Source organism: Nocardia heshunensis (assembly GCF_054782115.1).
In genome coordinates this window covers 81,601-104,427 of the sequence record NZ_BAAGTC010000005.1, presented here as the reverse complement: position 1 = coordinate 104,427, position 22,827 = coordinate 81,601, and the positions used below count along the sequence as shown (strand labels likewise).

General features: G+C 68.2%; 27 protein-coding genes. 20 read left to right on the top strand and 7 right to left on the bottom strand.

The window, feature by feature from the left end; all coding sequences use genetic code 11:
- Nucleotides 1-63 precede the first annotated feature (63 nt).
- Complete coding sequence (locus ACYVN4_RS19105) at nucleotides 64-453, top strand: winged helix-turn-helix transcriptional regulator (RefSeq protein ID WP_460722961.1); 390 nt, start codon at nucleotides 64-66, stop codon at nucleotides 451-453.
- On the opposite strand, the gene ACYVN4_RS19100 is transcribed toward ACYVN4_RS19105, so the two are convergent.
- Nucleotides 443-1,270 (bottom strand): SDR family NAD(P)-dependent oxidoreductase, encoded by an 828-nt coding sequence (locus ACYVN4_RS19100; protein ID WP_460722959.1) that lies wholly within the window; start codon nucleotides 1,268-1,270, stop codon nucleotides 443-445. The two genes, ACYVN4_RS19105 and ACYVN4_RS19100, sit on opposite strands and share 11 nt — an antisense overlap.
- A 107-nt stretch (nucleotides 1,271-1,377) precedes the next feature.
- Here ACYVN4_RS19100 and ACYVN4_RS19095 point away from each other — a divergent pair, with 107 nt between their 5' ends.
- Nucleotides 1,378-2,004 (top strand): TetR/AcrR family transcriptional regulator, encoded by a 627-nt coding sequence (locus ACYVN4_RS19095; RefSeq protein WP_460722957.1) that lies wholly within the window; start codon nucleotides 1,378-1,380, stop codon nucleotides 2,002-2,004.
- 13 nt (nucleotides 2,005-2,017) lie between these two features.
- Here the strand turns inward: ACYVN4_RS19095 and ACYVN4_RS19090 are convergent, their stop codons facing one another.
- Nucleotides 2,018-2,590, bottom strand: a complete 573-nt coding sequence (locus ACYVN4_RS19090; protein ID WP_460722955.1) for a TetR/AcrR family transcriptional regulator — start codon at nucleotides 2,588-2,590, stop codon at nucleotides 2,018-2,020.
- A gap of 82 nt (nucleotides 2,591-2,672) precedes the next feature.
- Here ACYVN4_RS19090 and ACYVN4_RS19085 point away from each other — a divergent pair, with 82 nt between their 5' ends.
- From ACYVN4_RS19085 to dmpG, 11 genes are all read left to right on the top strand, one after another.
- The gene (locus ACYVN4_RS19085; protein WP_460722953.1) at nucleotides 2,673-3,641 is read left to right on the top strand and encodes an alpha/beta fold hydrolase; all 969 of its coding nucleotides are present in this window, start codon (nucleotides 2,673-2,675) and stop codon (nucleotides 3,639-3,641) included.
- Nucleotides 3,642-3,834: 193 nt separating this feature from the next.
- The gene (locus ACYVN4_RS19080) at nucleotides 3,835-4,278 is read left to right on the top strand and encodes a PaaI family thioesterase (protein WP_460722951.1); all 444 of its coding nucleotides are present in this window, start codon (nucleotides 3,835-3,837) and stop codon (nucleotides 4,276-4,278) included.
- 103 nt (nucleotides 4,279-4,381) lie between these two features.
- A complete protein-coding gene (locus ACYVN4_RS19075; protein ID WP_460722949.1) occupies nucleotides 4,382-4,684 on the top strand; it encodes an urease subunit gamma in 303 nt (100 codons plus the stop codon).
- A gap of 4 nt (nucleotides 4,685-4,688) precedes the next feature.
- On the top strand, nucleotides 4,689-5,000 hold the full coding sequence (locus tag ACYVN4_RS19070) for an urease subunit beta (protein ID WP_460722947.1): 312 nt from the start codon (nucleotides 4,689-4,691) through the stop codon (nucleotides 4,998-5,000).
- Nucleotides 5,000-6,721 carry an urease subunit alpha gene (locus ACYVN4_RS19065; RefSeq protein WP_460722945.1) on the top strand — a complete coding sequence of 574 codons (1,722 nt, stop codon included), beginning with the start codon at nucleotides 5,000-5,002 and terminating at the stop codon, nucleotides 6,719-6,721. Before ACYVN4_RS19070 ends, ACYVN4_RS19065 begins: the two co-directional genes overlap by 1 nt.
- Before the next feature lie 167 nt (nucleotides 6,722-6,888).
- Nucleotides 6,889-7,740, top strand: coding sequence for an alpha/beta fold hydrolase (locus ACYVN4_RS19060; protein ID WP_460724038.1), 852 nt, complete (start codon nucleotides 6,889-6,891; stop codon nucleotides 7,738-7,740).
- A 3-nt stretch (nucleotides 7,741-7,743) separates the two neighbouring features.
- Nucleotides 7,744-8,766, top strand: coding sequence for a VOC family protein (locus ACYVN4_RS19055; RefSeq protein WP_460722943.1), 1,023 nt, complete (start codon nucleotides 7,744-7,746; stop codon nucleotides 8,764-8,766).
- Nucleotides 8,763-10,580 (top strand): bifunctional 3-(3-hydroxy-phenyl)propionate/3-hydroxycinnamic acid hydroxylase MhpA, encoded by a 1,818-nt coding sequence (mhpA, locus tag ACYVN4_RS19050; RefSeq protein ID WP_460722941.1) that lies wholly within the window; start codon nucleotides 8,763-8,765, stop codon nucleotides 10,578-10,580. The genes ACYVN4_RS19055 and mhpA overlap by 4 nt, the downstream gene beginning before the upstream one ends.
- On the top strand, nucleotides 10,580-11,395 hold the full coding sequence (locus ACYVN4_RS19045; protein ID WP_460722939.1) for a 2-keto-4-pentenoate hydratase: 816 nt from the start codon (nucleotides 10,580-10,582) through the stop codon (nucleotides 11,393-11,395). The genes mhpA and ACYVN4_RS19045 overlap by 1 nt, the downstream gene beginning before the upstream one ends.
- A complete protein-coding gene (locus ACYVN4_RS19040) occupies nucleotides 11,392-12,366 on the top strand; it encodes an acetaldehyde dehydrogenase (acetylating) (RefSeq protein ID WP_460722937.1) in 975 nt (324 codons plus the stop codon). Before ACYVN4_RS19045 ends, ACYVN4_RS19040 begins: the two co-directional genes overlap by 4 nt.
- Entirely contained in the window at nucleotides 12,363-13,373 is a 1,011-nt protein-coding gene (gene dmpG / locus ACYVN4_RS19035) for a 4-hydroxy-2-oxovalerate aldolase (protein WP_460722935.1), read from the top strand. The genes ACYVN4_RS19040 and dmpG overlap by 4 nt, the downstream gene beginning before the upstream one ends.
- A 5-nt stretch (nucleotides 13,374-13,378) precedes the next feature.
- Here the strand turns inward: dmpG and ACYVN4_RS19030 are convergent, their stop codons facing one another.
- Nucleotides 13,379-14,026, bottom strand: coding sequence for a TetR/AcrR family transcriptional regulator (locus ACYVN4_RS19030; protein WP_460722933.1), 648 nt, complete (start codon nucleotides 14,024-14,026; stop codon nucleotides 13,379-13,381).
- Between the two features lie 89 nt (nucleotides 14,027-14,115).
- Here ACYVN4_RS19030 and ACYVN4_RS19025 point away from each other — a divergent pair, with 89 nt between their 5' ends.
- The 3 genes from ACYVN4_RS19025 to ACYVN4_RS19015 all read left to right on the top strand — a co-directional run bounded on the left by ACYVN4_RS19025 (nucleotide 14,116) and on the right by ACYVN4_RS19015 (nucleotide 16,384).
- Nucleotides 14,116-15,249: an amidohydrolase family protein gene (locus tag ACYVN4_RS19025; RefSeq protein ID WP_460722931.1), complete on the top strand. Its 1,134-nt coding sequence runs from the start codon at nucleotides 14,116-14,118 to the stop codon at nucleotides 15,247-15,249.
- Between the two features lie 65 nt (nucleotides 15,250-15,314).
- Nucleotides 15,315-15,986, top strand: coding sequence for an O-methyltransferase (locus tag ACYVN4_RS19020; protein WP_460722929.1), 672 nt, complete (start codon nucleotides 15,315-15,317; stop codon nucleotides 15,984-15,986).
- A 116-nt stretch (nucleotides 15,987-16,102) separates the two neighbouring features.
- On the top strand, nucleotides 16,103-16,384 hold the full coding sequence (locus ACYVN4_RS19015) for a hypothetical protein (RefSeq protein WP_460722927.1): 282 nt from the start codon (nucleotides 16,103-16,105) through the stop codon (nucleotides 16,382-16,384).
- Here ACYVN4_RS19015 and ACYVN4_RS19010 read toward each other — a convergent pair.
- Nucleotides 16,333-16,884 carry a PadR family transcriptional regulator gene (locus ACYVN4_RS19010; protein ID WP_460722925.1) on the bottom strand — a complete coding sequence of 184 codons (552 nt, stop codon included), beginning with the start codon at nucleotides 16,882-16,884 and terminating at the stop codon, nucleotides 16,333-16,335. The genes ACYVN4_RS19015 and ACYVN4_RS19010 overlap by 52 nt on opposite strands.
- Nucleotides 16,885-16,982: 98 nt before the next feature.
- Here ACYVN4_RS19010 and ACYVN4_RS19005 point away from each other — a divergent pair, with 98 nt between their 5' ends.
- Nucleotides 16,983-17,390 (top strand): nuclear transport factor 2 family protein, encoded by a 408-nt coding sequence (locus ACYVN4_RS19005; protein WP_460722923.1) that lies wholly within the window; start codon nucleotides 16,983-16,985, stop codon nucleotides 17,388-17,390.
- Between the two features lie 4 nt (nucleotides 17,391-17,394).
- Nucleotides 17,395-17,823, top strand: a complete 429-nt coding sequence (locus ACYVN4_RS19000; protein ID WP_460722921.1) for a YchJ family protein — start codon at nucleotides 17,395-17,397, stop codon at nucleotides 17,821-17,823.
- Here ACYVN4_RS19000 and ACYVN4_RS18995 read toward each other — a convergent pair whose 3' ends face one another.
- Together ACYVN4_RS18995 and ACYVN4_RS18990 are read right to left on the bottom strand one after the other, a co-directional pair.
- The gene (locus ACYVN4_RS18995) at nucleotides 17,824-18,600 is read right to left on the bottom strand and encodes a VOC family protein (protein ID WP_460722919.1); all 777 of its coding nucleotides are present in this window, start codon (nucleotides 18,598-18,600) and stop codon (nucleotides 17,824-17,826) included.
- Between the two features lie 159 nt (nucleotides 18,601-18,759).
- A complete protein-coding gene (locus ACYVN4_RS18990) occupies nucleotides 18,760-19,428 on the bottom strand; it encodes a TetR/AcrR family transcriptional regulator (RefSeq protein WP_460722917.1) in 669 nt (222 codons plus the stop codon).
- A 147-nt stretch (nucleotides 19,429-19,575) separates the two neighbouring features.
- Between ACYVN4_RS18990 and ACYVN4_RS18985 the strand changes: the two genes are divergently transcribed.
- Nucleotides 19,576-21,072, top strand: a complete 1,497-nt coding sequence (locus tag ACYVN4_RS18985) for an MFS transporter (RefSeq protein ID WP_460722915.1) — start codon at nucleotides 19,576-19,578, stop codon at nucleotides 21,070-21,072.
- On the opposite strand, the gene ACYVN4_RS18980 is transcribed toward ACYVN4_RS18985, so the two are convergent.
- Nucleotides 21,017-21,805: a hypothetical protein gene (locus ACYVN4_RS18980; RefSeq protein WP_460722913.1), complete on the bottom strand. Its 789-nt coding sequence runs from the start codon at nucleotides 21,803-21,805 to the stop codon at nucleotides 21,017-21,019. The genes ACYVN4_RS18985 and ACYVN4_RS18980 overlap by 56 nt on opposite strands.
- Nucleotides 21,806-21,919: 114 nt before the next feature.
- On the opposite strand from ACYVN4_RS18980, the gene ACYVN4_RS18975 reads away from it, so the two are divergent.
- Nucleotides 21,920-22,822: an SDR family NAD(P)-dependent oxidoreductase gene (locus ACYVN4_RS18975; RefSeq protein ID WP_460722911.1), complete on the top strand. Its 903-nt coding sequence runs from the start codon at nucleotides 21,920-21,922 to the stop codon at nucleotides 22,820-22,822.
- Nucleotides 22,823-22,827: the final 5 nt, after the last annotated feature.

Sequence of the window (22,827 nt, the reverse complement as noted above, 5' to 3'; positions counted from 1 at the left end):
GGGTGGTTACCATCAAGAGCGCCAACTTTCCTCGGGGAAAGTGCGCTGGTCAGGAGATCGCGAATGACGACCAGCTGTCCGACCGGCCAGCACGCCCACCATGACGTGTACGCCGCGCAGTGCCCGTGCCGGGCGATGCTGGATCTGCTGGCCAACAAATGGTCGGCCCTCGCCATCGGGGTGTTGGAGGACGGTCCGCAACGATTCGGCGAACTGCAACGCCTGCTGCAGGGCGTCAGCCCGAAGGTGCTGACCCAAACCCTGCGCCGCCTGGAGGATTTCGGACTGGTCGATCGGACGGTCTACCCGGCGGTACCCCTGCATGTCGAATACGCGCTCACGCCGCTCGGCCACAGCGCCGCGGTGCCGCTCAACCACCTGCGCAACTGGGTCGAGGACAATATCGATCTGGCGGTGCGGCCTCTCGACGCGGGCACCGTGGCTATGCGGTGACGGTTTCCGTCTCGGCCGCAGCGGAATTCGCGGTCATGCGGTCCATCACCGTGACGAGCTGGCGGCGGGTGGCGAGGCGTCGCGAGATGGCGACGGCGATTCGATTGCGGCGGCCCGACACCACGCTCGGCGGCGGATTCCGGCGGTCGAGGGCGGCGAGGGCGGTCGCGACCACGCTCTCGGCAGACTCGGGTCGGGTGCCGCCCGCGGCCGCCCGGGTGCCCGCGACGTCGAAGAACTCGGTCTCGGTCGCGCCGGGGGAGACGGCCAGTACGCGGAGGTCAGTGCCGCGCGACTCGGCCCACAGCGCCTCGGTGAAGTTGAGCACGAACGCCTTCGCCGCGCCGTAGACCGCCATGCGGGGGGTGGGCTGATAGGCGGCCATGCTGGCGACATTGACCAGCACGCCGCCGGCCGCACGCAAGCGCGGCAGGAATGCGTGGCTGATTTCGACGACGGCGGTGATATCGAGCGCGATCTCCGCGCGGACCCGGTCCAGGTCCTCGGTGTGGAATGGACCGAAGGTGCCGAATCCGGCATTGTTGATCACCCCGTCGACCGGCAGTCCGAGGTGCTCGATCGCCTCGGCCAACTCGGGACCGACACCGGGCCGGGCCAGATCGAAAGGCAGTGCGTGCGCGGCGATGCCGTGTGCGGCCGCGAGTTCCGCCGCCAGGGCTGCCAGGCGTTCGCCGCGGCGTGCCACCAGGACCAGGTCCGAGCCGCGCGCGGCGAGTTGACGTGCGAACTCCGCGCCGATGCCGGCGCTCGCGCCGGTGATCAGGGTGGTGCGTCCGTGGTAGTCGAGTGCGGTCATCGAATCCTCCTGTGCCGGAATGTCTCCCGTCAGGCTACGTCAATCTGTCAGTGACTGCCAGATATGTTATCTCTGCCAAGTGGGCAGCTTCCGACTATCCTGAGGGGGTGAGCAAGCGGATCAAGGAACCGACCCTGTGGGAGCGTTCGCGGCAACTGGCCGTGCGGGAGATCCTCGACACCGCGGTCCGATTGTTCGAGGAACAGGGCTACGAGGTCACCACGATCGCTCAGATCGCCAGGGAGGCAGGCGTTTCCGAGCGCTCGCTGTTCCGGTACTTCGGCACCAAGGAGGACCTGGTCTGCGGTGATCAGGAGGCGCTCGGCCGCTTGCTGCGCGAAACCGTCGAATCCCAGCCGGACGACGTCTCGCCCCGGGGTGCGCTGGAAGCCGGATTCACCGCGATCCTGACCGCGAACCATTCGGCGGCGGAGGCCCTGCGGCTGACCCGATTGATCGTCGGCACACCTTCGCTGTATGCGGCCTACGTGACCAAAAGGCTGCGCTGGCAAGAGGATCTGGTCCCGCTGATCGCTCGCCGGATGGCCGTCTCCGACCCGGTCGATCCCCGGCCTCGCGCGCTGGTCGCCACCGTTTTCGCCACCGTCGACGCCGCCACCCACGCCTGGGTCGCCTCCGACGGCCGCGCCGACATCGCGGACCTCTACGCGCAGGCGCTCACCGCCCTCGAACCCGCCACGGGCGCACGCACCTCCGGGCCGCTGCCCCGGTAGCGGTAGCGCGGGATCAGCGCAGTTCCGCTGTCGCCTCTCGCAATTCGTGCAGTGCCGTACGGGCGAGTTCGTTGAACTCGCGCCGATTGGCCGGTTCCAGCCAGCGGGTGTGAGCGTCGCCGAAGGCGAGAACGCCGAGTTCTGCGGCGAGGCGGGCGGATGGATCCGGCACGCCGCGGGCGTGCAGGGCCTGCGTCATGGCCACGGCGAACGCGCGGCGCTTGAGGGCGTCGCGTTCTTGGAGCTCGGGGTGGTCGGCGATGATCGCGACCATCCGGGGGCCGAAGCCGCGTCGTTCGGGGGTGAAAGCGGATGCGGCGGAGTCGAAGCCGAAGGCGATCGCCTCGAGCGGTGTCGCGGTCTCGGGTGCTTCGGCGATTCCCACCGTGAGCAGCTCGCACAGGGTGTTCTGGCCGACGAACAGCACTTCCCGTTTGTCGGGGAAGTGGCGAAAGAAGGTGCTCTTGGTGAGTCCGGCGCGTTCGGCGATCTCGATCACCGTGGTGTTGTCGTAGCCCTGCTCGCCGAACAGGTCCAGTGCCGCCCGCACCAATCGCTGCCGCCCGTCCGGCTCCCATCGACCCATAGAGAGAAGGATAAGTCACGGGACTTGGTCCCATCACGCTGCTACAGTGATGGGACCAAGTCCCATCGAATTGGGTGGCATCATGAAATACTTCGAAGCCGAAGATCGCGCGGACATCTTTGTGCCGCATGCCTTTCCGGAACGGACCGTCGACCTCGGCGAGATCCGCATGAACTACGCCGTCACCGGCGACCCGAATCTCCCTGCCCTGCTGCTGATTCCGGCGCAGTCCGAATCCTGGTGGGGCTACGAACAGGCAATGCCCCTGCTGGCCGAGCACTTCCAGGTCTTCGCCGTCGACCTGCGTGGCCAGGGCCGCTCCACCTGGACCCCGGGCCGCTACACCCTCGACAACTTCGGCAATGACCTGGTCCGTTTCATCCGCACGGTCATCGCACGGCCCACGATCGTGAGCGGCCTCTCCTCCGGCGGCACCATCGCCGCCTGGCTCTCGGCCTTCGCCGAACCCGGCCAGATCCGCGCCGCGATCTACGAGGACCCGCCCCTGTTCGCCTCCGAGGCGAATCCGGCCGTCGGCCAATCGATCCGCCAGGGCCTGGCCCCGATGTTCCTGCTCTGGAACAAATGGCTCGGCGACCAATGGTCCATCGGCAATGTCGAGGGCCTGATGCAGGCCATGCCCCGCGACCTGCCCCCGGAACTGCTCGCCGGCCTGGCCCGCATGATGCCCCGCGACACCGAGGGCGCACCCCCACCCGAAGCCTTCCAATCCCTGCGCGAATACGACCCCGAATGGGGCCGCGCCTTCGCCACCGGCACCGCCACCGCAGCCTGCGACCACGCCAACATGCTCGCCCACGTCAAGGTCCCGGTCCTCCTGACCCACCACGTCCGCCATATCGACGAATCCACCGGCCGCCTCCTGGGTGCGATGTCCGACCTCCAAGCCGCCCGCGTCCGCGACCTCGTCACCGCCGCAGGCCAACCGATCACCTACCGCTCCTTCCCCGAAGCCTCCCACGCCATGCACTCCACCGACCCGAAGCTCTACGCGCAGACGGTGATCGACTGGGTCGCCGATTCGGCTTAGGCTCATCCACTCGCGGAGTCGAGGGAAGGACTTGCTTTGTTAGGTAAGCCTGACCTACACTCGTGATCGGCGTCAGGGCCGAGCGATGATCCGGAGGGCTGCCGTGATCCCCGGTCCACTGCCGCGGCGGGCTTCCCCGAGTTTGGGGGAGCCCGCCGCTTCGTATCGTGATCACACGTGCGAACGTGGAGGCATGAGTGATGCCTTCTCCTCGGTCAAGTCCATGGCCGATATCACCCCGGACCTGATGAACAAGCTCAGCGAGGGCACCTTCACCGATCTGCTCGGGCTGAAGTTCACCGAGCTCAGTGGTGAGGGCGTGACGGCCGAATGGGTGGTCACCCCGCAGCAGTTCCAGCCGGCCGGGATCGTCAACGGTGGTGTGTACTGCACGGTCATCGAGACTCTCGCCAGTGTGGCGGCCGGGGCCTGGCTGGGGGATCGGGGGTCGGTGGTCGGGGTCAACAACAACACCGACTTCCTGCGCGCGGTGCGTGAGGGCAAGCTGACGGGCGTTTCGACCCCGATCCACCGGGGGCGCTCGCAGCAGCTGTGGGTCGTGGTGATCACCGACGAGCAGGGGCGCACGGTGGCGCGCGGCCAGGTGCGGTTGCAGAACCTGTACGCGCAGAACTGAACCCGCGCGGGCGCGCAGGCCCGATGTCGCCGAAACATGCTGGTAACGCGGGTCGTGCCAAAATGACCGACGATCCGTCCCCGCGATTCGACGAGGAGTCCGAATGCGACTGTCGCCGCACGAGCAGGAGCGCCTGCTGCTGAGTTACGCGGCCGAGTTGGCCCGGCGGCGACAGGCCCGTGGACTCAAACTCAATCACCCCGAAGCCATCGCGATCATCACCGATCACGTGCTCGAGGGGGCGCGCGACGGGCGGACCGTCGCGGAGTTGATGGCTTCCGGCCGCACCGTGCTCACCCGTGCCGACGTCATGGACGGCATCCCGGAGATGATCCACGACGTCCAGATCGAGGCCACGTTCCCGGACGGCACCAAGCTCGTCACCGTCCACCACCCGATCGGATGACGACGTGATTCCTGGTGAATACCTCTGTGCCGAGGGCACTATCGAGCTCAACGCCGGTGCCGACCGCATCGAACTGGATGTGGTGAACACCGGCGACCGTCCCGTGCAGGTCGGCTCGCATGTCCACTTCCCGCAGGCCAACTCCGCCCTGGACTTCGATCGCAAGGCCGCCCACGGCCGCCGCCTCGATATCCCCGCCGGTACCGCCGTCCGCTTCGAACCGGGCCTGGGACAGCGGATTTCGCTGGTCCCGATCGGCGGCGACCGCGAAGTGCACGGAATCAGCCTCACCCCACCCGGAAAGCTGGATGCCTGATGGCCGAACTATCCCGCGCCCGCTACGCCGAACTGTTCGGGCCCACCGTCGGCGACCGAATCCGGCTGGCGGACACCGATCTACTCATCGAGATCACCGAGGACCGCAGTGGCGGACCGGGTCTCGCCGGTGACGAGGCCGTCTTCGGTGGCGGCAAGGTGCTGCGTGAATCCATGGGTCAGGCCCGTGCCACCCGCGCCGAGGGCACCCCGGACACCGTCATCACCGGTGTGGTGATCGTCGACTACTGGGGAATCATCAAGGCCGACATCGGTATTCGCGACGGCCGCATCACCGCCATCGGCAAGGCCGGTAACCCGGACACCATGAGCGGGGTGCACCCGGACCTGGTGGTCGGGCCCTCGACGGAGATCATCGCGGGCAACGGCCGCATCGTCACCGCGGGCGCGATCGACTGCCACGTGCACTTCATCTGCCCGCAGATCCTCGACGAGGCCATGGCGGGTGGCATCACCACGCTCGTCGGCGGTGGCACCGGTCCGGCGGAAGGCTCCAAGGCCACCACCGTCACGCCCGGTTCCTGGCATCTAGCCCGCATGCTGGAAGCCACCGACGGGTGGCCGGTCAATATTCTCTTGCTGGGCAAGGGCAATACCGTGCGCGAGGATGCGCTGTGGGAGCAGTTGCGCGGCGGCGCGGGCGGTTTCAAGCTGCACGAGGACTGGGGGACAACCCCGGCCGCGATCGATCACTGCCTCAATGTCGCCGACGCCTCGGGCGTGCAGGTGGCGTTGCACTCGGACACGTTGAACGAGGCCGGATTCGTGGAGGACACCCTGGCCGCGATTCGCGGCCGGGCCATCCACTCGTATCACACCGAGGGTGCGGGCGGCGGCCACGCACCCGACATCATCACCGTCGCTTCGTATCTCAATGTGCTGCCCAGCTCCACCAATCCGACCCGCCCGCACACCGTCAACACCCTCGACGAGCACCTGGACATGCTCATGGTGTGCCACCACCTGAGCCCGTCCATCCCGGAGGATCTGGCCTTCGCGGAGAGCCGGATTCGCCCCTCCACCATCGCGGCGGAGGACCTGTTGCACGATCTGGGTGCGATCTCCATGATCGGCTCCGACGCCCAGGCCATGGGCCGCATCGGTGAAGTGGTGATGCGCACCTGGCAGACCGCGCACGTCATGAAGCGGCGCCGCGGCGCCCTGCCCGGCGACGGGGCCGCCGACAACAACCGCGTACAGCGCTACGTCGCGAAATACACCATCTGCCCGGCGGTCGCCAACGGCATCGACCACGAGATCGGCTCGATCGAGGTCGGCAAGCTGGCCGACCTGGTGCTGTGGGAGCCCGCCTTCTTCGGGGTCCGCCCGCACGCGGTCCTCAAGGGTGGTGCCATCGCCTGGGCCGCGATGGGCGATGCCAACGCCTCCATCCCGACCCCGCAGCCGGTGCTGCCGCGACCCATGTTCGGGGCCGCCCCGACCGTCGCGGCGGGCACCTCGCTGCACTTCGTGTCCGAGCAGGCCATCGAGGACGGCCTGGCCAACCGGCTGCGCGTGAACCGGAAACTGGTGCCGGTGGCCAATGTTCGCCGTCGTACCAAGGCCGATATGCCCAACAACGACGCCATGCCCCGCATCGAGGTCGACCCCGACACCTTCACCGTCCGCATCGACGGCGAGGTCTGGGCCGAACAGCCCGCCACCGAACTGCCGATGGCGCAGCGCTACTTCCTGTTCTGACCTGACCCAGTCCCGATAACGCCGGTGCCCCAGCAGGGCATCGGCGTTTTTCGTGTGCCCGCAAGCCGACCCCATTTCTGATGGTTTCATCATTTACGCCTTGACAAGGGAAGTGATCGTAATTGATGATTTCATCAATAACGGGCATGGAGGTGGCTGTGACGAGCATCGAGGAGAGCGTGACCGCGCGGACGGTTCGAGTCGGCGGGCGCGAGATCCACGTCAGCGAAACCGGATCGGGTCCGGCGGTCGTGCTGTTGCACGGCGGTGGGCCGGGCGCGAGCGGGATGTCGAACTACACGCGCAATGTCGGTCCGCTCGCGCGGCGATTCCGCGTGATCGTGCCGGACATGCCGGGGTACGGGCGGTCGGAGAAGTGGATCGATCAGTCCGATCCGTTCGGGTATCTCGCGCGATCGATGGCCGGAATGCTGGACGAACTCGGAGTCGAGTCCGCGCATCTGGTCGGCAATTCGTTGGGTGGCGCGGCCGCGCTGCGGCTGGCCATCGAGCAGCCCGCGCGGGTCGGGCGGATGGTGCTGATGGGTCCGGGCGGGATCGGGACCACGCGGGCGCTGCCGACGGCCGGGCTCAATGGGCTGCTGGACTACTACCGGGGTGAGGGGCCGAGCCGGGAGAAGATCCGCCGGTTCATCCGGGACTACCTGGTTTTCGACGGTGCGAGTGTGCCCGAGGAACTTGTCGAGCAGCGGTTTCAAGCCAGCATCGACCCGGCGGTGATCGCGAATCCGCCGCTGCGTCGACCCTCCGGGCCGCTGGCGCTGCGCACCCTGTGGCGGACGGACTTCACCCGGGATCCGCAGCTGCGCAAGGTTTCCCACCCCACCCTGGTGATCTGGGGTGCCGACGACAAGGTCAACCGGCCCGACGGCGGGCCGATGCTGACCCGCGTCATGCCCGACTGCGATCTGTATGTGGCCGCCAATACCGGGCACTGGGTGCAGTGGGAACGCGCCGAGCTGTTCAACGCCCTGGCCACCGCCTTCCTCGAGGGCTGAGACGTGACCGAGTCCCTTCGACCAGGGGCCACATCGGTTTTCGGTGCGGTGCATCTGGGATACGTGGTGGTGCAGTCGAATCGCCGGGCCGAGTGGCGGCGCTTCGGCGCGGACGCCGTCGGCCTGCATGTCGACGAGATCGACGGCGGTGCACTGCGTTTCCGGCTCGACGACCACGCCTGCCGATTCCTCATCCAGCGCGGATCCGCCGAGGACGTGACCGCGCTGGGCTGGCAGGTCGACGATCACGAGACCTTCGACCGCATCCTGGCCCGGGTCACCTCGCGCCGAGTCCCGGTCGCCGAGGGCAGTGCCGAGGACGCCGCGCTGCGCGGGGTGGAGCGGCTGTGGCGGTTCGCCGGGCCGAAAGGCATTGCGCAGGAGATCTTCACCAGGCCTGTCACCACTGCGCAGCCGCTGCGCATGCTCAGTACCGGCTGGGTCACCGGCGAGGCCGGGCTGGGGCACGTGGCGATCGTGTCGCGCGCACCGGAGGCGATGCGTGACTACTACCGGACCGTCTTCGACTCCCGCCTCACCGACTACATCGACGAGAACATCTCCGGGCTGCGGATGAAGATCCGGTTCCTGCGGGTCAACGAGCGGCACCACTCGATCGCCATCGCCAATATTCGCGGCATCCCGATCGATCCGCTGCGCACCCGGGTACAGCACATCAATATCCAGTCCGCGACCCTCGACGACATGCTCGCGGCATTCGGACGGGTCACCGAGCAGGGGTTCCGCATGCAGTGGTCGGTCGGGCAGCACACCAATGACCGGGAACTGTCGTTCTACTGCGTCACCCCGTCCGGCTTCGAACTCGAGGTCGGCTGGAACCCCGTGGTGATCGGCCCGGAACTCGAATCCACCTGGGAGCCATCGACGTATCGGGGGATCAGCGTGTGGGGGCACAGCGCGGTGGGGGAGTCGGTGCTGACCAAGTTCGGGCAGTTCCGTCAAGCCCTGCGCAGCGCGGGCACCCCGGAAATCACCGTTCCACAGCTCACCGGAGGACCATCGTGACCACCGACTACGAGGTCGTGATCGTCGGCCTCGGCCCCACCGGCCTCACCCTGGCCAACCTGCTCGGGCGTCGTGGCGTCCGGGTGCTCGTGCTCGAACGCGAACCCGAGTTCTACGGCCTGGCCCGCGCCGTCTACACCGACGACGAAGGCATGCGGATCTTCCAAACCGCCGGTGCCGCCGACGAACTCGCCGCCGACATGAACGTCGACTCGACCGTGCAATGGGTGCGCGGAGACGGGCGGGTGCTGGTCCAGTTCCACAGCACCGCACGGCCGTTCGGCTGGCCGGTCGTGAACTTCCTGTACCAGCCGTACCTGGAAACGGGTCTCGAGCGCGCGCTCGAACGGTATCCGCATGTCACCGTGCGACGCGGTCGCGAGGTCCTGGATTTCACCCAGGACGCCGACGGCGTCACCGTCGAGCACGCACGGTGCCTCGGCACCGGCTACGGCAGCGGCGACACGGACACCGATCCCGCCGGTACCGAACGGGTGCGGGCACGATTCCTGGTCGGCTGCGACGGCGGCCGCAGCATGGTGCGCACCAAACTCGGAATCGGCATGAGCGGCACCAGCTTCCCCGAACGCTGGCTGGTGGTGGACCTGAAATCCCGCCCCGATGCGGACGCCTTCCGGCACCTGCCCTACTTCGACTTCGTCTGCGACCCGGACCTGCCCATCGTGTCCTGCCCGCAGCCCGGCGGACACCACCGCTTCGAATTCATGCTGACCGACACCCAGACCAAGGCCGAGATGGAGGACCCGGACACCGTGCGCCGCCACATCTCCCGCTTCGTCGACCCCGACCAAGTCGAGGTATTACGCAAACTCGTGTACACCTTCAACGCCGTCATCGCCGACCGCTGGCGTGACGGCCGCGTCCTGCTCGCGGGCGACGCCGCCCACATGACCCCCCAATTCATCGGCCAGGGCATGAACTCCGGCGTCCGCGACGCCGACAACCTCTCCTGGAAACTCACCGCCATCCTGAAATACGCTGCCGCCCAGACCATCCTGGACACCTACGAGTCCGAACGCCGCCCCCACACCAAGGCCATGATCGACCTCTCGGTGTTCAACAAACACCTGGTCTCCCTCGCCAACCCACTCTTGGCCACCGCCCGCGACCTCGGCCTCGCCGCCGCCGTGCGCCTCCCCGGCCTGGGCGCCTGGATCCGCGCCGCGAAAATGAAACCGTCCCCACGCTTCCGCCGCGGTGCCTACCTGGGCCTCCCGCGTCACGGCTGGCGCGGCCTCGAAGGAACACTTGCGCCGCAACCGGAAGTCCGCACCCACGACGGCCGCACCCTCCGCCTGGATGATGCCCTCGGCCTGAACTTCACACTGCTCGGCCACACGGTCGACCCCCGCGCCGGACTCTCCGCCGAAGACCTGGCAACCCTGCGCGCCCTGAACGCCCGCTTCGTCACGGTCTTCCCGCTCGGCGGGCGACCACAGCGCCGCTCGCACGAAGCCGGCAACGATGACGAAGTCTTCGACGTCGAGGACCACACGGGTGTCCTGACCAAGTGGCTGGCCAAGGGCGGCGTACGTGCCGGCAGCCTGACCCTGCTCCGCCCCGACCGGTTCGTATTCGGCAGCAGCACACCGGAACACACCGCACACCTGATCAATGCGCTCCGCACCCAACTCCACGGACCGGCGGCATCGCGCGGGCTGCTCCGAGCTCCATCGGCCGTCGCAGATGTCGGGCCGTCGAAAGAATCCGACGTGGGGCGGGGCGTGGAGTCGGGGTCGCTTGTTGGGGCGGACGGCTCGAGGGATGGGTATCGAGATGGTGAGGAGGCGTGATGACGTCGAACGCGGTTGATTCACCGGTGGTGCGGGTGGCGGCGGAGCGGTTGGCCGGGGCGGTGGGGCGGGGTGAGCCGGTGGCACCGGTGCGGGATCTGATCGGAGCAGGCGATGCGGCGGTGGCTTATGCGGTGCAGCGCATCGGAGTTCAGGCGCGGCTGGCGGCCGGAGCCTGCCTGGTGGGTCGCAAGATCGGGTTGACATCCCCGGCTGTGCAGCGCCAGCTCCGCGTCGACCGGCCGGACTTCGGGGTGTTGTTCGACGATATGAATGTCACGTCGACACCGGCACAGCGGCGGCCCCGGTTGTTGCAGCCGAAGATCGAAGCCGAGCTGGCCCTCGTGCTGGGGGCCGATCTCGATGGTGAGCGGCTGGACGCGATCAGCGTGCGCGGGGCCGTCGACTACGCGGTGGCCGCGCTGGAGATCGTGGACAGCCGGATCGTGGACTGGGACATCAGCTTTGCGGACACTGTCGCCGACAACGCGTCGAGCGGGTGGTTCGTGCTGGGGGACGAGCGGCTTTCGCTCGGGGAGTTCGAGCCGCGGGAAATCGCGATGGTGATGACGGTGGACGGGGAGATCGTTTCCGCCGGAACGGGGGCCGACTGTCTGGGAGATCCGCTCGAGGCGCTGGCCTGGCTGGCACGGACCGTGCGGGAGCTGGGGGAGCCGCTGCGGGCGGGGGAGATCGTGCTGTCCGGCGCGCTCGGGCCGATGGTGGCGTTGCGTCCGGGCTGCCGGGTGCGATCCGAATTGTCCTATGGTGCCGGGCTTCTCGGAGCCGTCGAATTCATGCTGGAGGAACAATGAGCCGCACGAAGGTGGCGGTGATCGGGTCGGGCAATATCGGCACCGATCTGATGATCAAGGTGTTGCGGCTGTCGGAGACGCTGGAGATGGCCGCCATGGTGGGCATCGATGCGGGCTCCGACGGGCTGGCGCGGGCAGCCCGGCTGGGGGTGCCGATCACGGCCGACGGGGTGGACGGCTTGATCGCCATGCCGCATTTCGGCGAGATCGACATCGTGTTCGACGCGACCTCCGCCGGTGCACACCACGCCAATTCGGCCGCGCTGGCGGCCTACGGCAAGCGGCTGATCGATCTGACGCCTGCCGCTGTCGGACCGTTCGTGGTCCCGGCAGTGAACCTGGACGCTCACCTCGATGCCGTCGACGTGAATATGGTGACGTGTGGCGGGCAGGCCACGATCCCGATCGTCGCCGCCATTACCCGGGTCACCGCGGTGCGCTACGCCGAGATCGTGGCCTCGATCGCGTCGAAGTCCGCCGGTCCGGGCACTCGCGCGAATATCGACGAGTTCACCGAAACCACCTCGCGTGCCCTCGAAGTCGTCGGCGGGGCGGCGCGGGGACGGGCGATCATCGTGCTCAATCCCGCTGAACCACCGCTCGTCATGCGCGACACCGTGCTGGTGCTGATCAACGACCCGGACTCCGAACATGAAGCGGCCGTTCGGGAATCTATCCACGTCATGGTCGCCGAGGTGGCCGCGTACGTGCCCGGGTACCGGCTCAAACAGGACGTGCAGATCACTCCGCTCGCCCCGGACGCGGCCCTGCACACTCTGACCGGGGATGCGCCGGTCACTCATCAGGTGTCGGTGTTCCTGGAGGTGGAGGGCGCGGCCCACTACCTCCCGGCCTATGCCGGAAACCTCGACATCATGACCTCGGCCGCGCTGCGAGTGGCCGAATGCCTTGCCGCGGCAGCGATCCCAACCGTGATCCCGCCCGCCCCGACCCCGGAGCCCGCCCGATGACCCGCGTATTCCTCCAGGACGTGACCCTGCGCGACGGCATGCACGCACTCCGGCACCGCATCACCCCGGACATGGTCGCCACCATCACGAGAGCCTTGGACACGGCCGGGGTGGACGCGATCGAGGTCGCCCACGGCGACGGCCTGCACGGCGGCAGTCTCACCTACGGCCCTGGCAGCCATACCGATTGGGAATGGCTCGAAGCCGCCGCGGGCGCGCTCACCGATGCCCGCCTGACCACGCTGGTGCTCCCCGGCATCGGCACGATCGCCGATCTGCGCCGCGCCCACGACCTGGGCGTGCGTTCGGTGCGGATCGCCACCCATTGCACCGAGGCCGATATCGCCGCCCAGCACATCGCGTGCGCCCGTGAGCTGGGGATGGATGTCTCCGGGTTTCTCATGATGAGCCACCGCAACAGCCCCGACGGGCTCGCCGAGCAGGCACGGCGCATGGAATCGTATGGCGCGCACTGCGTCTACGTCACCGACTCCGGCGGACGTCTCACCATGGCCGGTGTTCGCGACCGGGTGCGCGCCTACCGTTCGGTGCTCGGCGACGACACCGAGATCGGCATCCACGCCCACCAGAATCTCTCCCTCGCGGTGGCCAACAGCGTGGTCGCGGTCGAGGAAGGCGTGACCCGCGTGGACGCCTCGCTGGCGGGGCTCGGTGCGGGAGCCGGCAATACACCCCTCGAAGCCTTCGTGGCAGTCGCGAATCTGACCGGCTGGCAGCACACCGCGGATCTCGACGCCCTCACCGACGCCGCCGACGACCTGATCCGGCCGCTGCTCGAACGCCCGGTCCAAGTGGACCGCGAGACCCTCACCCTCGGCTACGCGGGCGTGTACTCGAGCTTCCTGCGCCACGCCGAAAAGGCTTCCGCCACCTACGGAGTCGACGTGCGCACGCTACTGGTCGAGGCCGGACGCCGCCGACTGGTCGGCGGCCAGGAGGACCTGCTCACCGATATCGCCCTCGACCTCGTGGCCGCGGGTCGATGAGCGCCTCACAGCTGCGGCTGCGGCGGCAACTCGCCGCTGGTGAGCTTCTCGGCGGCCGCTTTGCTCATGCCGAACATGCGCAGCACGTGGAAGGTCATCTCGTCGGTGAGCGCATCCGCGTCCGCTTCCGGTCGCGCGTCGAGCAATTGGAGCAGCCCGAGCAGCGCACCGCCGGCCGCCATCACCGCCATGTCCGGGTCCATCGGTTCGAAGCGACCGGATTCCTGCGCGGCCACGATGTCGTGGCGGGCGCGCGGGGCCAGGCCCTCGTCCCGCAGCAGGATGGAGGTGCCCGAGTTCAGGATCACCCGGACCGCTTCGGGCAGTTGCCGTTGCAGCCGCCCGGTCATCCGGAAGCTGACCGCGAACACCTCGGCCGGATCGCTGTAGCGGGCCACGATGCCGTCGCGCAGCTCGCTGTAGATGCCCAGCGTCGAGCGCACGACCTCGTCGAACAGCTCGTCCTTGGACTTGAAGTGGTTGTAGAACGACCCGAATCCGACATCGGCGGCGTCGGTGATCTCCTGGATGCTCACCGCGGAACGCCCTTCCGACAGGAACTTCCGCGCTGCGCCGAGCAGTGCGTTGCGGGTGCGTTCGCGTCGGCGGTCGGTCCGGGTCCCGGATCCAGCCGCTCCCACCTCTGCCGCCATCGGCTCCTCACTCCCTCGAAACCGTCACCGAAATCGTCTCTGACGAAAGTATCAGAAGCGATTTCGATCATGATCGAAAGGCGAACGCCGTGACCCACTTCCGCCCCGGTTCCCGCACCGTCGTCAACCGCCGCAGTGCCCTGGGCGGCGGCCTGGCCGGGGCGCTCGGCCTGGCCGCGTCCGCGTTGCCGGTCGGCCCCACCGCGCCCGCCCGAGCCCAGCAGCCCGCGCCGACCGGCACCTACCGCATCGACCTGCACGCGCACTTCCTGCCGCCGGACTACCGGGCCGCCCTGCTCGAACACGGCCACCTCACCATCGGCGGCTATCCCACCCCGGACTGGTCGCCGGAGCAGGCGCTGGCGTTCATGGACTACTACGGCATTCAGGCACAGGCGCTTTCGGTGTCGGACCCGGGTGTGTCGTTCCTCGGAGGCAAGGACGCCACCGACATGGCCCGCTACTGCAACACCTACGCCGCCGGACTGTTCACCTCGAACCCGAAGCGCTTCGGCGCCTTCGCGGTGCTGCCCATGCCCGATATCGCGGCCTCGATCACCGAGGCGCTCTACGCCCTCGACGAACTGCACCTGGACGGCGTCATCCTGTTGTCGGCATACAACGGCGTCTACCTCGGCGACCCGCGCTTCGAACCGCTGATGATCGCCCTGAACCAACGTCGCGCCTACGTGTTCGTGCACCCGGCCGCCATCCCCGACAACGCCAAACCCGGACTCCCGCTGCCAGACTTCCTGGAGGAGTTCACCTTCGACACCACCCGCGCGGCCACCATGATGATGGTGACCGGAATGACCCAGCGGTACCCGGACATTCGCTTCCAGCTCGCACACGCGGGCGGCACCGTGCCGTTCCTGTCGCACCGGATCTCTCTCGCGTCGCAGTCGGTGCTCGGCCAGCTGTGGCCGGACGATCTGCCCAAACCGTCGGTCCTGGACACCAAGAATCAGATCTCGCGCTTCTACTACGACACCGCGCTGAGCGGTTCGGCCGCCGCGATGGCGAGCGTGTTGCAGGTGACCGGACGCGACCATATTGTCTTCGGCTCGGACTGGCCCTTCAGCGCGCTCACCCTGCCGCAGACCGGTTCCCATGATCCGGCCCCCGGGCTCAGCGACATCTTGGACGCCGACGCACGCATGGAGGTCGAACACCACAATCCGCTGCGGCAACTGCCCCGGCTGGCCGACGCGGTCAACTCCTGAGTGCGAAATCTCTCGGCTCGAGTACAACGCTGGGAGTGTGTCGTGCGCGGTGGCAGAGTGGGGTCATGACGAGTTCCGAGTGGGCCGATGTTGACCGCTATCTCGTGGAAACCCTGGTGGGGGACGGGGATTCGGAGACCTTTGCGGCGAACGCCGCGGCGGGGCTGCCCGCCATCGATGTGTCGCCGCCGCAGGGCAAGTTCCTGTATCTGATCGCGAAGTCGGTGCGGGCGCGGCGCGTGCTGGAGATCGGAACGCTCGGTGGGTACAGCACCACGTGGCTGGCGCGGGCCGTCGGGAAGTCCGGTCAGGTCGTGACGCTCGAATTCGAGCCGAAGCACGCCCAGGTGGCGCGGGGGAATCTGGATCGGTCTGGTGTGGGGGAGCGGGTGGAGATCCGGGTCGGGGCGGCGCTGGATTCGCTGCCGGTGCTGGCCGACGAGCAGCCCGAGCCGTTCGACCTGGTGTTCATCGACGCCGACAAGGTCAACAACTCCAATTACGTGCGCTGGGCGTTGCGGCTGACCCGGCCGGGCTCGGTGATCATCGTCGACAATGTGGTCCGCAACGGCGGCATCGCTAACGCGGATTCGGCGGATTCGGCGGTGCGGGCCAGCCGCGAGGTCATCGAATTGATCGGGGCCGAACCGCGCCTGGACGGGACGGTGTTGCAGACGGTTGGCGGAAAGGGCTGGGACGGGCTCGCGTACGCGGTCGTGCTGGGGGACGACGACTGAGTCGGAGCTCACTCACTGGGGATGAGCTGGGCGGATACCGCCCGGCTCACCCGATACCGCTCTGATTGCCAAAAGGTTGCTTGGCATCGGTCGGGCCGAACAATACGGTCGTACAGATGAGCGATCCGTACGGCCCGACCTTCCCGCCGCCCTCCTTTATGGCCCCGCAGGAAGCCGCGCCGACCCCGACCCCGGGTTTGCTTACGCGATTGCGGCGCGGTGCCTTCGTGGTCGCCCCGGTCGCCGGACTGGTCGTCATGGTCGGTGTGCTCGCGGTCGTCATCTATCGCGGCGAACATCCGCGACCTATCGATTCCGACTCCGACCAGCGGGCGAATGTCTCGACCTACGGTGTTCCGGGTCCCCTCCCGGGGTCGGCGGCCAGTTCCTCCCAGTAGTCCACGTACGCCTGCTCGTGCATGATGCCCAGGCGCAGCAACCGCGCCCGCGAGACCGCGCGCACCCGGTCCTCCGGATCGATCTCCTCGTACAGCTCGCGATACTTCTCCAGCCAATGCCGGTGCTCGGCAGCCTGATTGCGGGCCAGCGCCGCCACGTCCCCGGGTGCGCCCAGGTCGGCGAAGAACAGTTTCAACTGTGCGGGATCGCGGGTCTCCGGCTGCGGCGCGGCCGGATTGCCCAGCCAGCGGCCGAGTTCGGCGCGGCCGGCGTCGGTGAGGTGGAAGACGCGGCGGCGACGCCCACCCTCCTCGGCCTCCTCGCGTAGCAGTCCTTGCTCGGCCAGCCGCGGCGGCACGCGATACAGCTGCGCGTGCGGGATCGGCCAGAACATGTCGACGCTCTCCTCCAGGCGAACCTTGAGGTCGTAGGGCGTCAGCGGGCCGTGTCGGGCGATGAGACCCAGCACGATGTGGTCCTGCGGCCCGAGTTCGGCCATCCGGCAACCCCTTTCGATCGACATCCGGTTGACACCATATCGCTGAGACTATACATTGGTCTCCGTCAGACGGTATCAATGAGACTATTGGAGTTGGGATGCGCGACTACGCCATCGACCTGTTCGAGCGCTGGACGGCCCTGTGGAACGGCGACCTCGCCCTGGCTGACGAGATCATGGCCGGAGAATTCACCCTGCGCTACGCCCAGCCGGGCGCGGAAATCTACGACGACATCCACACCCCGGCCGCATTCGCGGCTCAGATCGACAAGTTTCGGGGCGAGGTGCCCGGCCTGGAGTTCCGCTCCCAGGGCGAGCCGGTCGTCGAGATGACCGACGCCCGAACCGGATTCATCGCCCGGCCCTACGGGGCCCGGATCGTCGGCGCGGACGGCGCGGTGGCGCGCGACCTCAGCGGCACCGACATCCTGAAGTTCGAGAACGGGCAGATCATCGAGGTGTGGTCGGTGTCCGGCGGGCTCGTCGGGCGCAGCTTCTACGCTTGAGCCCATGTCCAAGCGCCGCAATGCCGCCGCCCGCCGCCCCGTCCCACCGCCGCTGCCCGCGGACTGCCCGTGTGGGCTGCCCGCGACCTACACGGACTGCTGCGGGCGGCTGCACCGGGGTGAGGCGGCGGCGAGTACCGCCGAACAGCTCATGCGCTCGCGGTTCAGCGCCTTCGCTGTTCACGACGAGGCGTACCTGCTGCGCAGCTGGGACCCCGAAACCCGGCCCGCCGACGTGGAATTCGATCCGGCCCTGCGCTGGGACCGGCTCGAGATCCTCAGCGCCACCGGCGGGCCGTTCCATACCGAGGGCAGGGTGGAATTCCGGGCGCATTATCGCGCCGGGGGCGCGGCGGGAGAGCTGCACGAGCGCAGCCGATTCCGCCGCGACCACGGCGCGTGGGTGTACCTCGACGGGGATATCGAGGACTGATCAGCCCACGTACATGATCGAGAAGACCGCGCCCGCGGGATCCGCGAGCACGGCCAGGCGGGACGGTCCGGGATTGTCGTGCGGTTCCTGCACGATCTTGCCGCCCAACGTGACCGCGCGTTCGGCGATGGCGTCCGCGTCGGCCACCCGGATGACCAGCGACCAGAACGGGGCGGGTTCGCCCGGTGCGGCGCGGTGCGCGCCACCGAATTCGCCGGTGCCGGGCGCGGACAACGCCTGATAGGCGTTCTCGGTCGCGGTCTCCCACGCGGCATTGCGGTAGGTCAGGCCCAGCACTTCCGCGTAGTGGGCCATGGCGTCTGCGGGAGTGCGCACCGCCGCGTACTGGACCCAGGTCGGGTTGTTGACCTGCGCCCAGCGCTCGGTGCCGGGATCGGTGAACGGCTGTGAGACGCCGTAGGGCGCGCCGTCCGGGTCGGTGAGAATGGCGAACTCCAAGCGGCCGAACACATCCGTCGGCGGCACGAACACCTGTGCCCCCGCTTCGACGGCGGCGGTCACCGTCGACTTGGTGTCGGGGACAGCGAAGTACGGCAGCCACACCGCGGGTTTGACCGTGCCGTCGGGGTTTTCGGCGGACACGATGCCCGCCACCTGCGCGTCGTCCTGCGACAGCACGGTGTAGTGGCCCGCCTCGGGGCCGAGATCGGTTGCGGTCCAGCCGAACAGCGCGGTGTAGAAATCGGCGGTGGCGGCGATGTCGGGGGCGCTGACGTCGAACCAGCGGGGCGTGCCGGGGATGGGGTCGGCGGGCATACGGTCTCCTCGTCCAGAACTCTCGGTGCACGTGCGCAGACGCCGCAGGGTTACAGCCGCTGCAAAGATGCAGACGACGCCGCGTCGGCGGATTCATCGGTGCCCGCGGGCGGGATTCGGGGGAGTGATCGATCTGATCGGCGGAGGCCGCCGCCCGGATCAGCGCCGGGTGCGGACCTCGAAGCCGTCGCAGAGGGCGGCCAGCCCGGTGTCGAGCAGGTGTTCCGGATTCAGCAGCGAGGTGTCGCCGGTGCCCTCGAGCGCGGCCAGCGCGGGCGGGGTCGGCCAGTGTGGGTCGCCGTCGAGCAGCGCGGTCAGACCCGAGCGCTCCTCGGCCTGGGCGTCGCGCCCTTGCAGCAGCCGCACACTCACCTCCTGCAGGGCGACCCCGGCGATGTAACTCCACACCGACAGCGACATACGGGTGGCCTCGCGGGCGTCGACCCCCAGTTCCAGAAAGCCCTCGACCAGCCAGTTCAGCACGATGAGGCTGTGCTCGCCGAAGTTGTAGCGCGGTACCGCGAAGGTGAACAGCACCCACGGATGTTCCTGGTAGAGCCGCCAATCCACCTCGGCGGCAATGCGCACCCGATCGCGCCAGGTCCAGTCCTGGCCGGTGGCGTCGGGGTAGGGATTGCGTCGCGAGACCTCATCGGTCATGGCCGCGAGCAGGGTGTCCTTGTTGGGGATGTGCCGGTAGAGCGACATGGCCCCGGCGTTCATGCGTTCGGCGATGCGTCGCATGGACAGGGCGTCGAGCCCGGACTCGTCGGCCAGGGTGATGGCGGTGTCGACAATGGCGGCCCGGGTGAGCTTGGCCTCGGTCATCGGACGAATTGTTTCCTTCCCGCACCGGTATGCGTACACTGTACCCGTTGTCGCGCGTACGCCGTACGCGCGGCCCGTGAGACGAACGAAGCATTGTCCGCACCAAGTCAAGCAATTGTCCGCACCAAATCAGCCGAAGGATAGGTCATGACGAGTACCCTCGCGCGCCCCGACGCGAAGACGCCGCGCCGCGCCTGGGCCGGACTGGCCGTGCTGCTGCTGCCGGTCCTGCTGGTGTCGATGGACATGTCGGTGCTGTATCTGGCCATGCCGACGCTGACCCAGAGCCTGGATCCCTCTGCCACGCAACAGCTCTGGATCCTCGACATCTACGGCTTCATGATCGCCGGTCTGCTCATCACCATGGGCAATGTGGGAGATCGGATCGGGCGTCGCAATATTCTGCTGGCCGGCGCCACCGTGTTCGGCATCGCCTCGGTGCTCGCGGCCTTCGCGCCGAGCGCGAGCGTGCTCATCGCTGCCCGCGCGCTCATGGGCATGGGCGGCGCGACGCTGTTGCCCTCGAGCCTGGCCTTGATCTCCACCCTGTTCCCCAACGACCGGGCCCGCGCGACCGCCATCGGCGTGTGGACCGCGTTCTTCGCGGGCGGGTCGGCGGTCGGCCCGATCATCGGCGGCGTGCTGCTGCACCACTTCTGGTGGGGTTCGGTATTTCTGATCAACACTCCGGTGCTGCTGGTGCTGCTCGTCTTCGGGCCGCTGCTGCTGCCCGAACATCGCGAGGCCGGGCGCGGACCCCTCGACTGGGTCAGCGTGCTGTTGTCCATCGGCGGCATCCTGCCGATCGTCTACGCCATCAAACATTGCGCGGCCGAGGGCATCGACCTGCCGTCCATCGGTATCGGAATCCTCGGCGTGCTGCTGCTGACCGCCTTCATCCGGCGGCAACGGCACCTGGCCGAACCGCTGCTGGATCTGAGTCTGTTCCGGCGCGGACTGTTCTCGGTGGCCATCGGCTCGAGCACCGTCGGCATGCTGTCGCTGGCCGGTATGAGCTACCTGACCAGCGTGTACCTGCAGTCGGTGACCGGCCGTGACGCACTGCAATCCGCGCTGCTCGGGATTCCCAGTGCCGTGGTGGTGTTCGTGTTCTCCATGAGCGGCGCGCGGATCGGGCGGGCCCTGGGTACCAAGACCACCTTCGTGCTCGCGCTGAGCACCGCCGCACTGGGCAACCTGATGCTGCTCGGGGTCGGTGTGGACGGCGGAATCGGCTGGTACATCGCGGGTTCCGTGGTGGCGGGCGCGGGCTTCGGCATCGCGTTCACGCTGGTGTCGGAGGTCTCGGTGTCCTCGGTCCCGCCCGAGCGAGCCGGATCCGCGGTCGGCATCTCCGAGACCAGCTTCGAGCTCGGCAACGGGCTGGGCCTGGCCCTGCTGGGATCGCTGGCGGCGCTGGTGTTCCGCTCCGGCGGCGACTTCGGCCCGACCCTCGGCGAAACCCTCACCGAGGCCGCAGGCGACACCGCCAAGATCGATGCGGCACGCGAATCCTTCGTCAACGGCATGCACGTCGCCACCACGGCGGGCGCGGCCCTGCTGGCCACCATGGCGGCGATCGCGTTCTTCAGCGGCCGAAGATCAGCGTCCACACCTCGGCCGCACGAGACCGCCACGGCATGACCACATTCCGGTAGGCCCAGCGCACCGGCGCGATCAGGGCCCGCCAGGCGCGGGCGATCGCCGCGAACAGCGGTTGCAGGACAGTGCGATAGATCCAGCGGCAGGGCGCCACCACCGTCACGGCCACCACGGTGGTGGCGACCCGCCAGCCGAACACCACGACCGCGACCAGCGCGAGCAACGGTGGACGTAGGATCCAGCGCCACAGTTGCCGCAGCGGCCAGACGATCAGCCAGCGGCCGAGGAACGTGATCGCGATGCCGATCGGTTCGATCACGTACGTCCAGGCCAGTGTCACGATCCGCACGATCCCGACCGCGATCGGGAGGATGAGGTGGCGGAAGACCCACCGGCTGCCCGGTTTCAGCACTCGCCGCCACAGCCAGTCCTCGATCGCATGCTGGATCGGGCGCAGCAGGTAGGCGAGCAGGAACGCACCCAGCGGGGTGAGGATCACGCCGAAGAGCAGTTGCTGGATCAGCAGATGCCACAGGTAGTTGCGCACGAAGTTGCGCAGTGGCCGGAACACCCAGTCCCGGAACAAGATCGCCAACGGTTTGGCGAGATGCTCGGTGAACAGCCGGAATGCCGCGGCGATCAGGCGGGGTATCGCCTTCATCGCCTCCCACACCAGCCGCGGCGGGACGAAGATCACCAGGACCAGTCCCCGCGCGATCCACCCCCAGATCGAAACGTGCTGCGGCGTCGCCCGTTCCGGCGCTTGCGTCGTCATGATGTCCTTCCCCCGAGTACCGGCTCCCATCCTCGCCGGGGAATCGGCCTCGCGGCCAGGGTATTTCCACTCAGTTCCCGTTCCCATACCGGGCTTCCGGTTACGCTCGGAGTCGTGGCTGAGCACGATGCTCCGAACGGTACGAACGAATCCGGGTCCAACGGCCGCCCGCTCGCCGAACGCGTGGCGACCCGCATCTTCTATCCGACCTCACGACCACGCGAGAAAGCCTTGCGCGAGGCCGTTTCCGAGACGGTCATCCTGGTGACCGGCGCCTCCCACGGCATCGGGAAGGCCGCGGCCAAGAAGCTCGGTGCGGCGGGCGCGACCATGCTGCTGATCGCGCGCTCCGCCGAGGATCTGGAGGCGGTGGCCGCCGATATTCGCGCGGCGGGCGGCATCGCGCACGTCTACGTCTCCGACATCACCGAATTCGAGGCCGTGGCGGAGTTGGGGCAGGCGCTGCTGGCCGAGCACGGGCACGTCGATGTGGTGATCAACAACGCGGGCCGCTCGATTCGGCGGCCGCTCGACGAATCCTATGAGCGCTTCCACGATTTCACCCGGACCATCGACGTCAATTACCTCGGTCCGGTCCGGCTGCTACTGACCTTGCTGCCGAGCATGCGCGAACGCGGCAGCGGGCACATCGTCAACATCTCCACCTGGGGGCTGCGCATGCCGCCCGCCCCGCGCTGGTCGGCTTACGGTGCGTCCAAGGGGGCCTTCGATATCTGGTTGCGGACGGTCGCAACGGAGATCGCCGCGGACGGCGTCACGACCACCTCGGTGTACATGCCGCTGGTCCACACCCGGATGAGCGCACCGACCGACTTCTCCGGCGTGCCCGGCCTCACCGCCGACGAGGCCGCCAACCTCATCTGCCATGCCGTGGTCGCGCGGCCCCTGGAGATCTCGCCCTGGTGGACGGGCCCGGTCCAGGCCCTGTCGGATCTGCGGCGCGGGGCCGCGCAACGCTTCATGGAACGCGGATTGGGCCGCCGCGCAGGCGAATAACGCCG

Bases quoted from the DNA above. Each gene is read 5' to 3' on its own strand.
- ACYVN4_RS19030 (WP_460722933.1), bottom strand. From the start codon at position 14,026: ATGGCGGCAGAGGTGGGAGCGGCTGGATCCGGGACCCGGACCGACCGC.
- ACYVN4_RS19080 (WP_460722951.1), top strand. From the start codon at position 3,835: ATGAGTGATGCCTTCTCCTCGGTCAAGTCCATGGCCGATATCACCCCG.
- ACYVN4_RS18985 (WP_460722915.1), top strand. From the start codon at position 19,576: ATGACGAGTACCCTCGCGCGCCCCGACGCGAAGACGCCGCGCCGCGCC.
- ACYVN4_RS19100 (WP_460722959.1), bottom strand. From the start codon at position 1,270: ATGACCGCACTCGACTACCACGGACGCACCACCCTGATCACCGGCGCG.
- ACYVN4_RS19005 (WP_460722923.1), top strand. From the start codon at position 16,983: ATGCGCGACTACGCCATCGACCTGTTCGAGCGCTGGACGGCCCTGTGG.
- ACYVN4_RS19075 (WP_460722949.1), top strand. From the start codon at position 4,382: ATGCGACTGTCGCCGCACGAGCAGGAGCGCCTGCTGCTGAGTTACGCG.
- dmpG (WP_460722935.1), top strand. From the start codon at position 12,363: ATGACCCGCGTATTCCTCCAGGACGTGACCCTGCGCGACGGCATGCAC.
- ACYVN4_RS19085 (WP_460722953.1), top strand. From the start codon at position 2,673: ATGAAATACTTCGAAGCCGAAGATCGCGCGGACATCTTTGTGCCGCAT.
- ACYVN4_RS18990 (WP_460722917.1), bottom strand. From the start codon at position 19,428: ATGACCGAGGCCAAGCTCACCCGGGCCGCCATTGTCGACACCGCCATC.
- ACYVN4_RS19105 (WP_460722961.1), top strand. From the start codon at position 64: ATGACGACCAGCTGTCCGACCGGCCAGCACGCCCACCATGACGTGTAC.
- ACYVN4_RS19015 (WP_460722927.1), top strand. From the start codon at position 16,103: ATGAGCGATCCGTACGGCCCGACCTTCCCGCCGCCCTCCTTTATGGCC.
- ACYVN4_RS19010 (WP_460722925.1), bottom strand. From the start codon at position 16,884: ATGGCCGAACTCGGGCCGCAGGACCACATCGTGCTGGGTCTCATCGCC.
- ACYVN4_RS19065 (WP_460722945.1), top strand. From the start codon at position 5,000: ATGGCCGAACTATCCCGCGCCCGCTACGCCGAACTGTTCGGGCCCACC.
- ACYVN4_RS19045 (WP_460722939.1), top strand. From the start codon at position 10,580: ATGACGTCGAACGCGGTTGATTCACCGGTGGTGCGGGTGGCGGCGGAG.
- ACYVN4_RS19040 (WP_460722937.1), top strand. From the start codon at position 11,392: ATGAGCCGCACGAAGGTGGCGGTGATCGGGTCGGGCAATATCGGCACC.
- ACYVN4_RS18980 (WP_460722913.1), bottom strand. From the start codon at position 21,805: ATGACGACGCAAGCGCCGGAACGGGCGACGCCGCAGCACGTTTCGATC.
- ACYVN4_RS19090 (WP_460722955.1), bottom strand. From the start codon at position 2,590: ATGGGTCGATGGGAGCCGGACGGGCGGCAGCGATTGGTGCGGGCGGCA.
- ACYVN4_RS19000 (WP_460722921.1), top strand. From the start codon at position 17,395: ATGTCCAAGCGCCGCAATGCCGCCGCCCGCCGCCCCGTCCCACCGCCG.
- ACYVN4_RS19020 (WP_460722929.1), top strand. From the start codon at position 15,315: ATGACGAGTTCCGAGTGGGCCGATGTTGACCGCTATCTCGTGGAAACC.
- ACYVN4_RS18995 (WP_460722919.1), bottom strand. From the start codon at position 18,600: ATGCCCGCCGACCCCATCCCCGGCACGCCCCGCTGGTTCGACGTCAGC.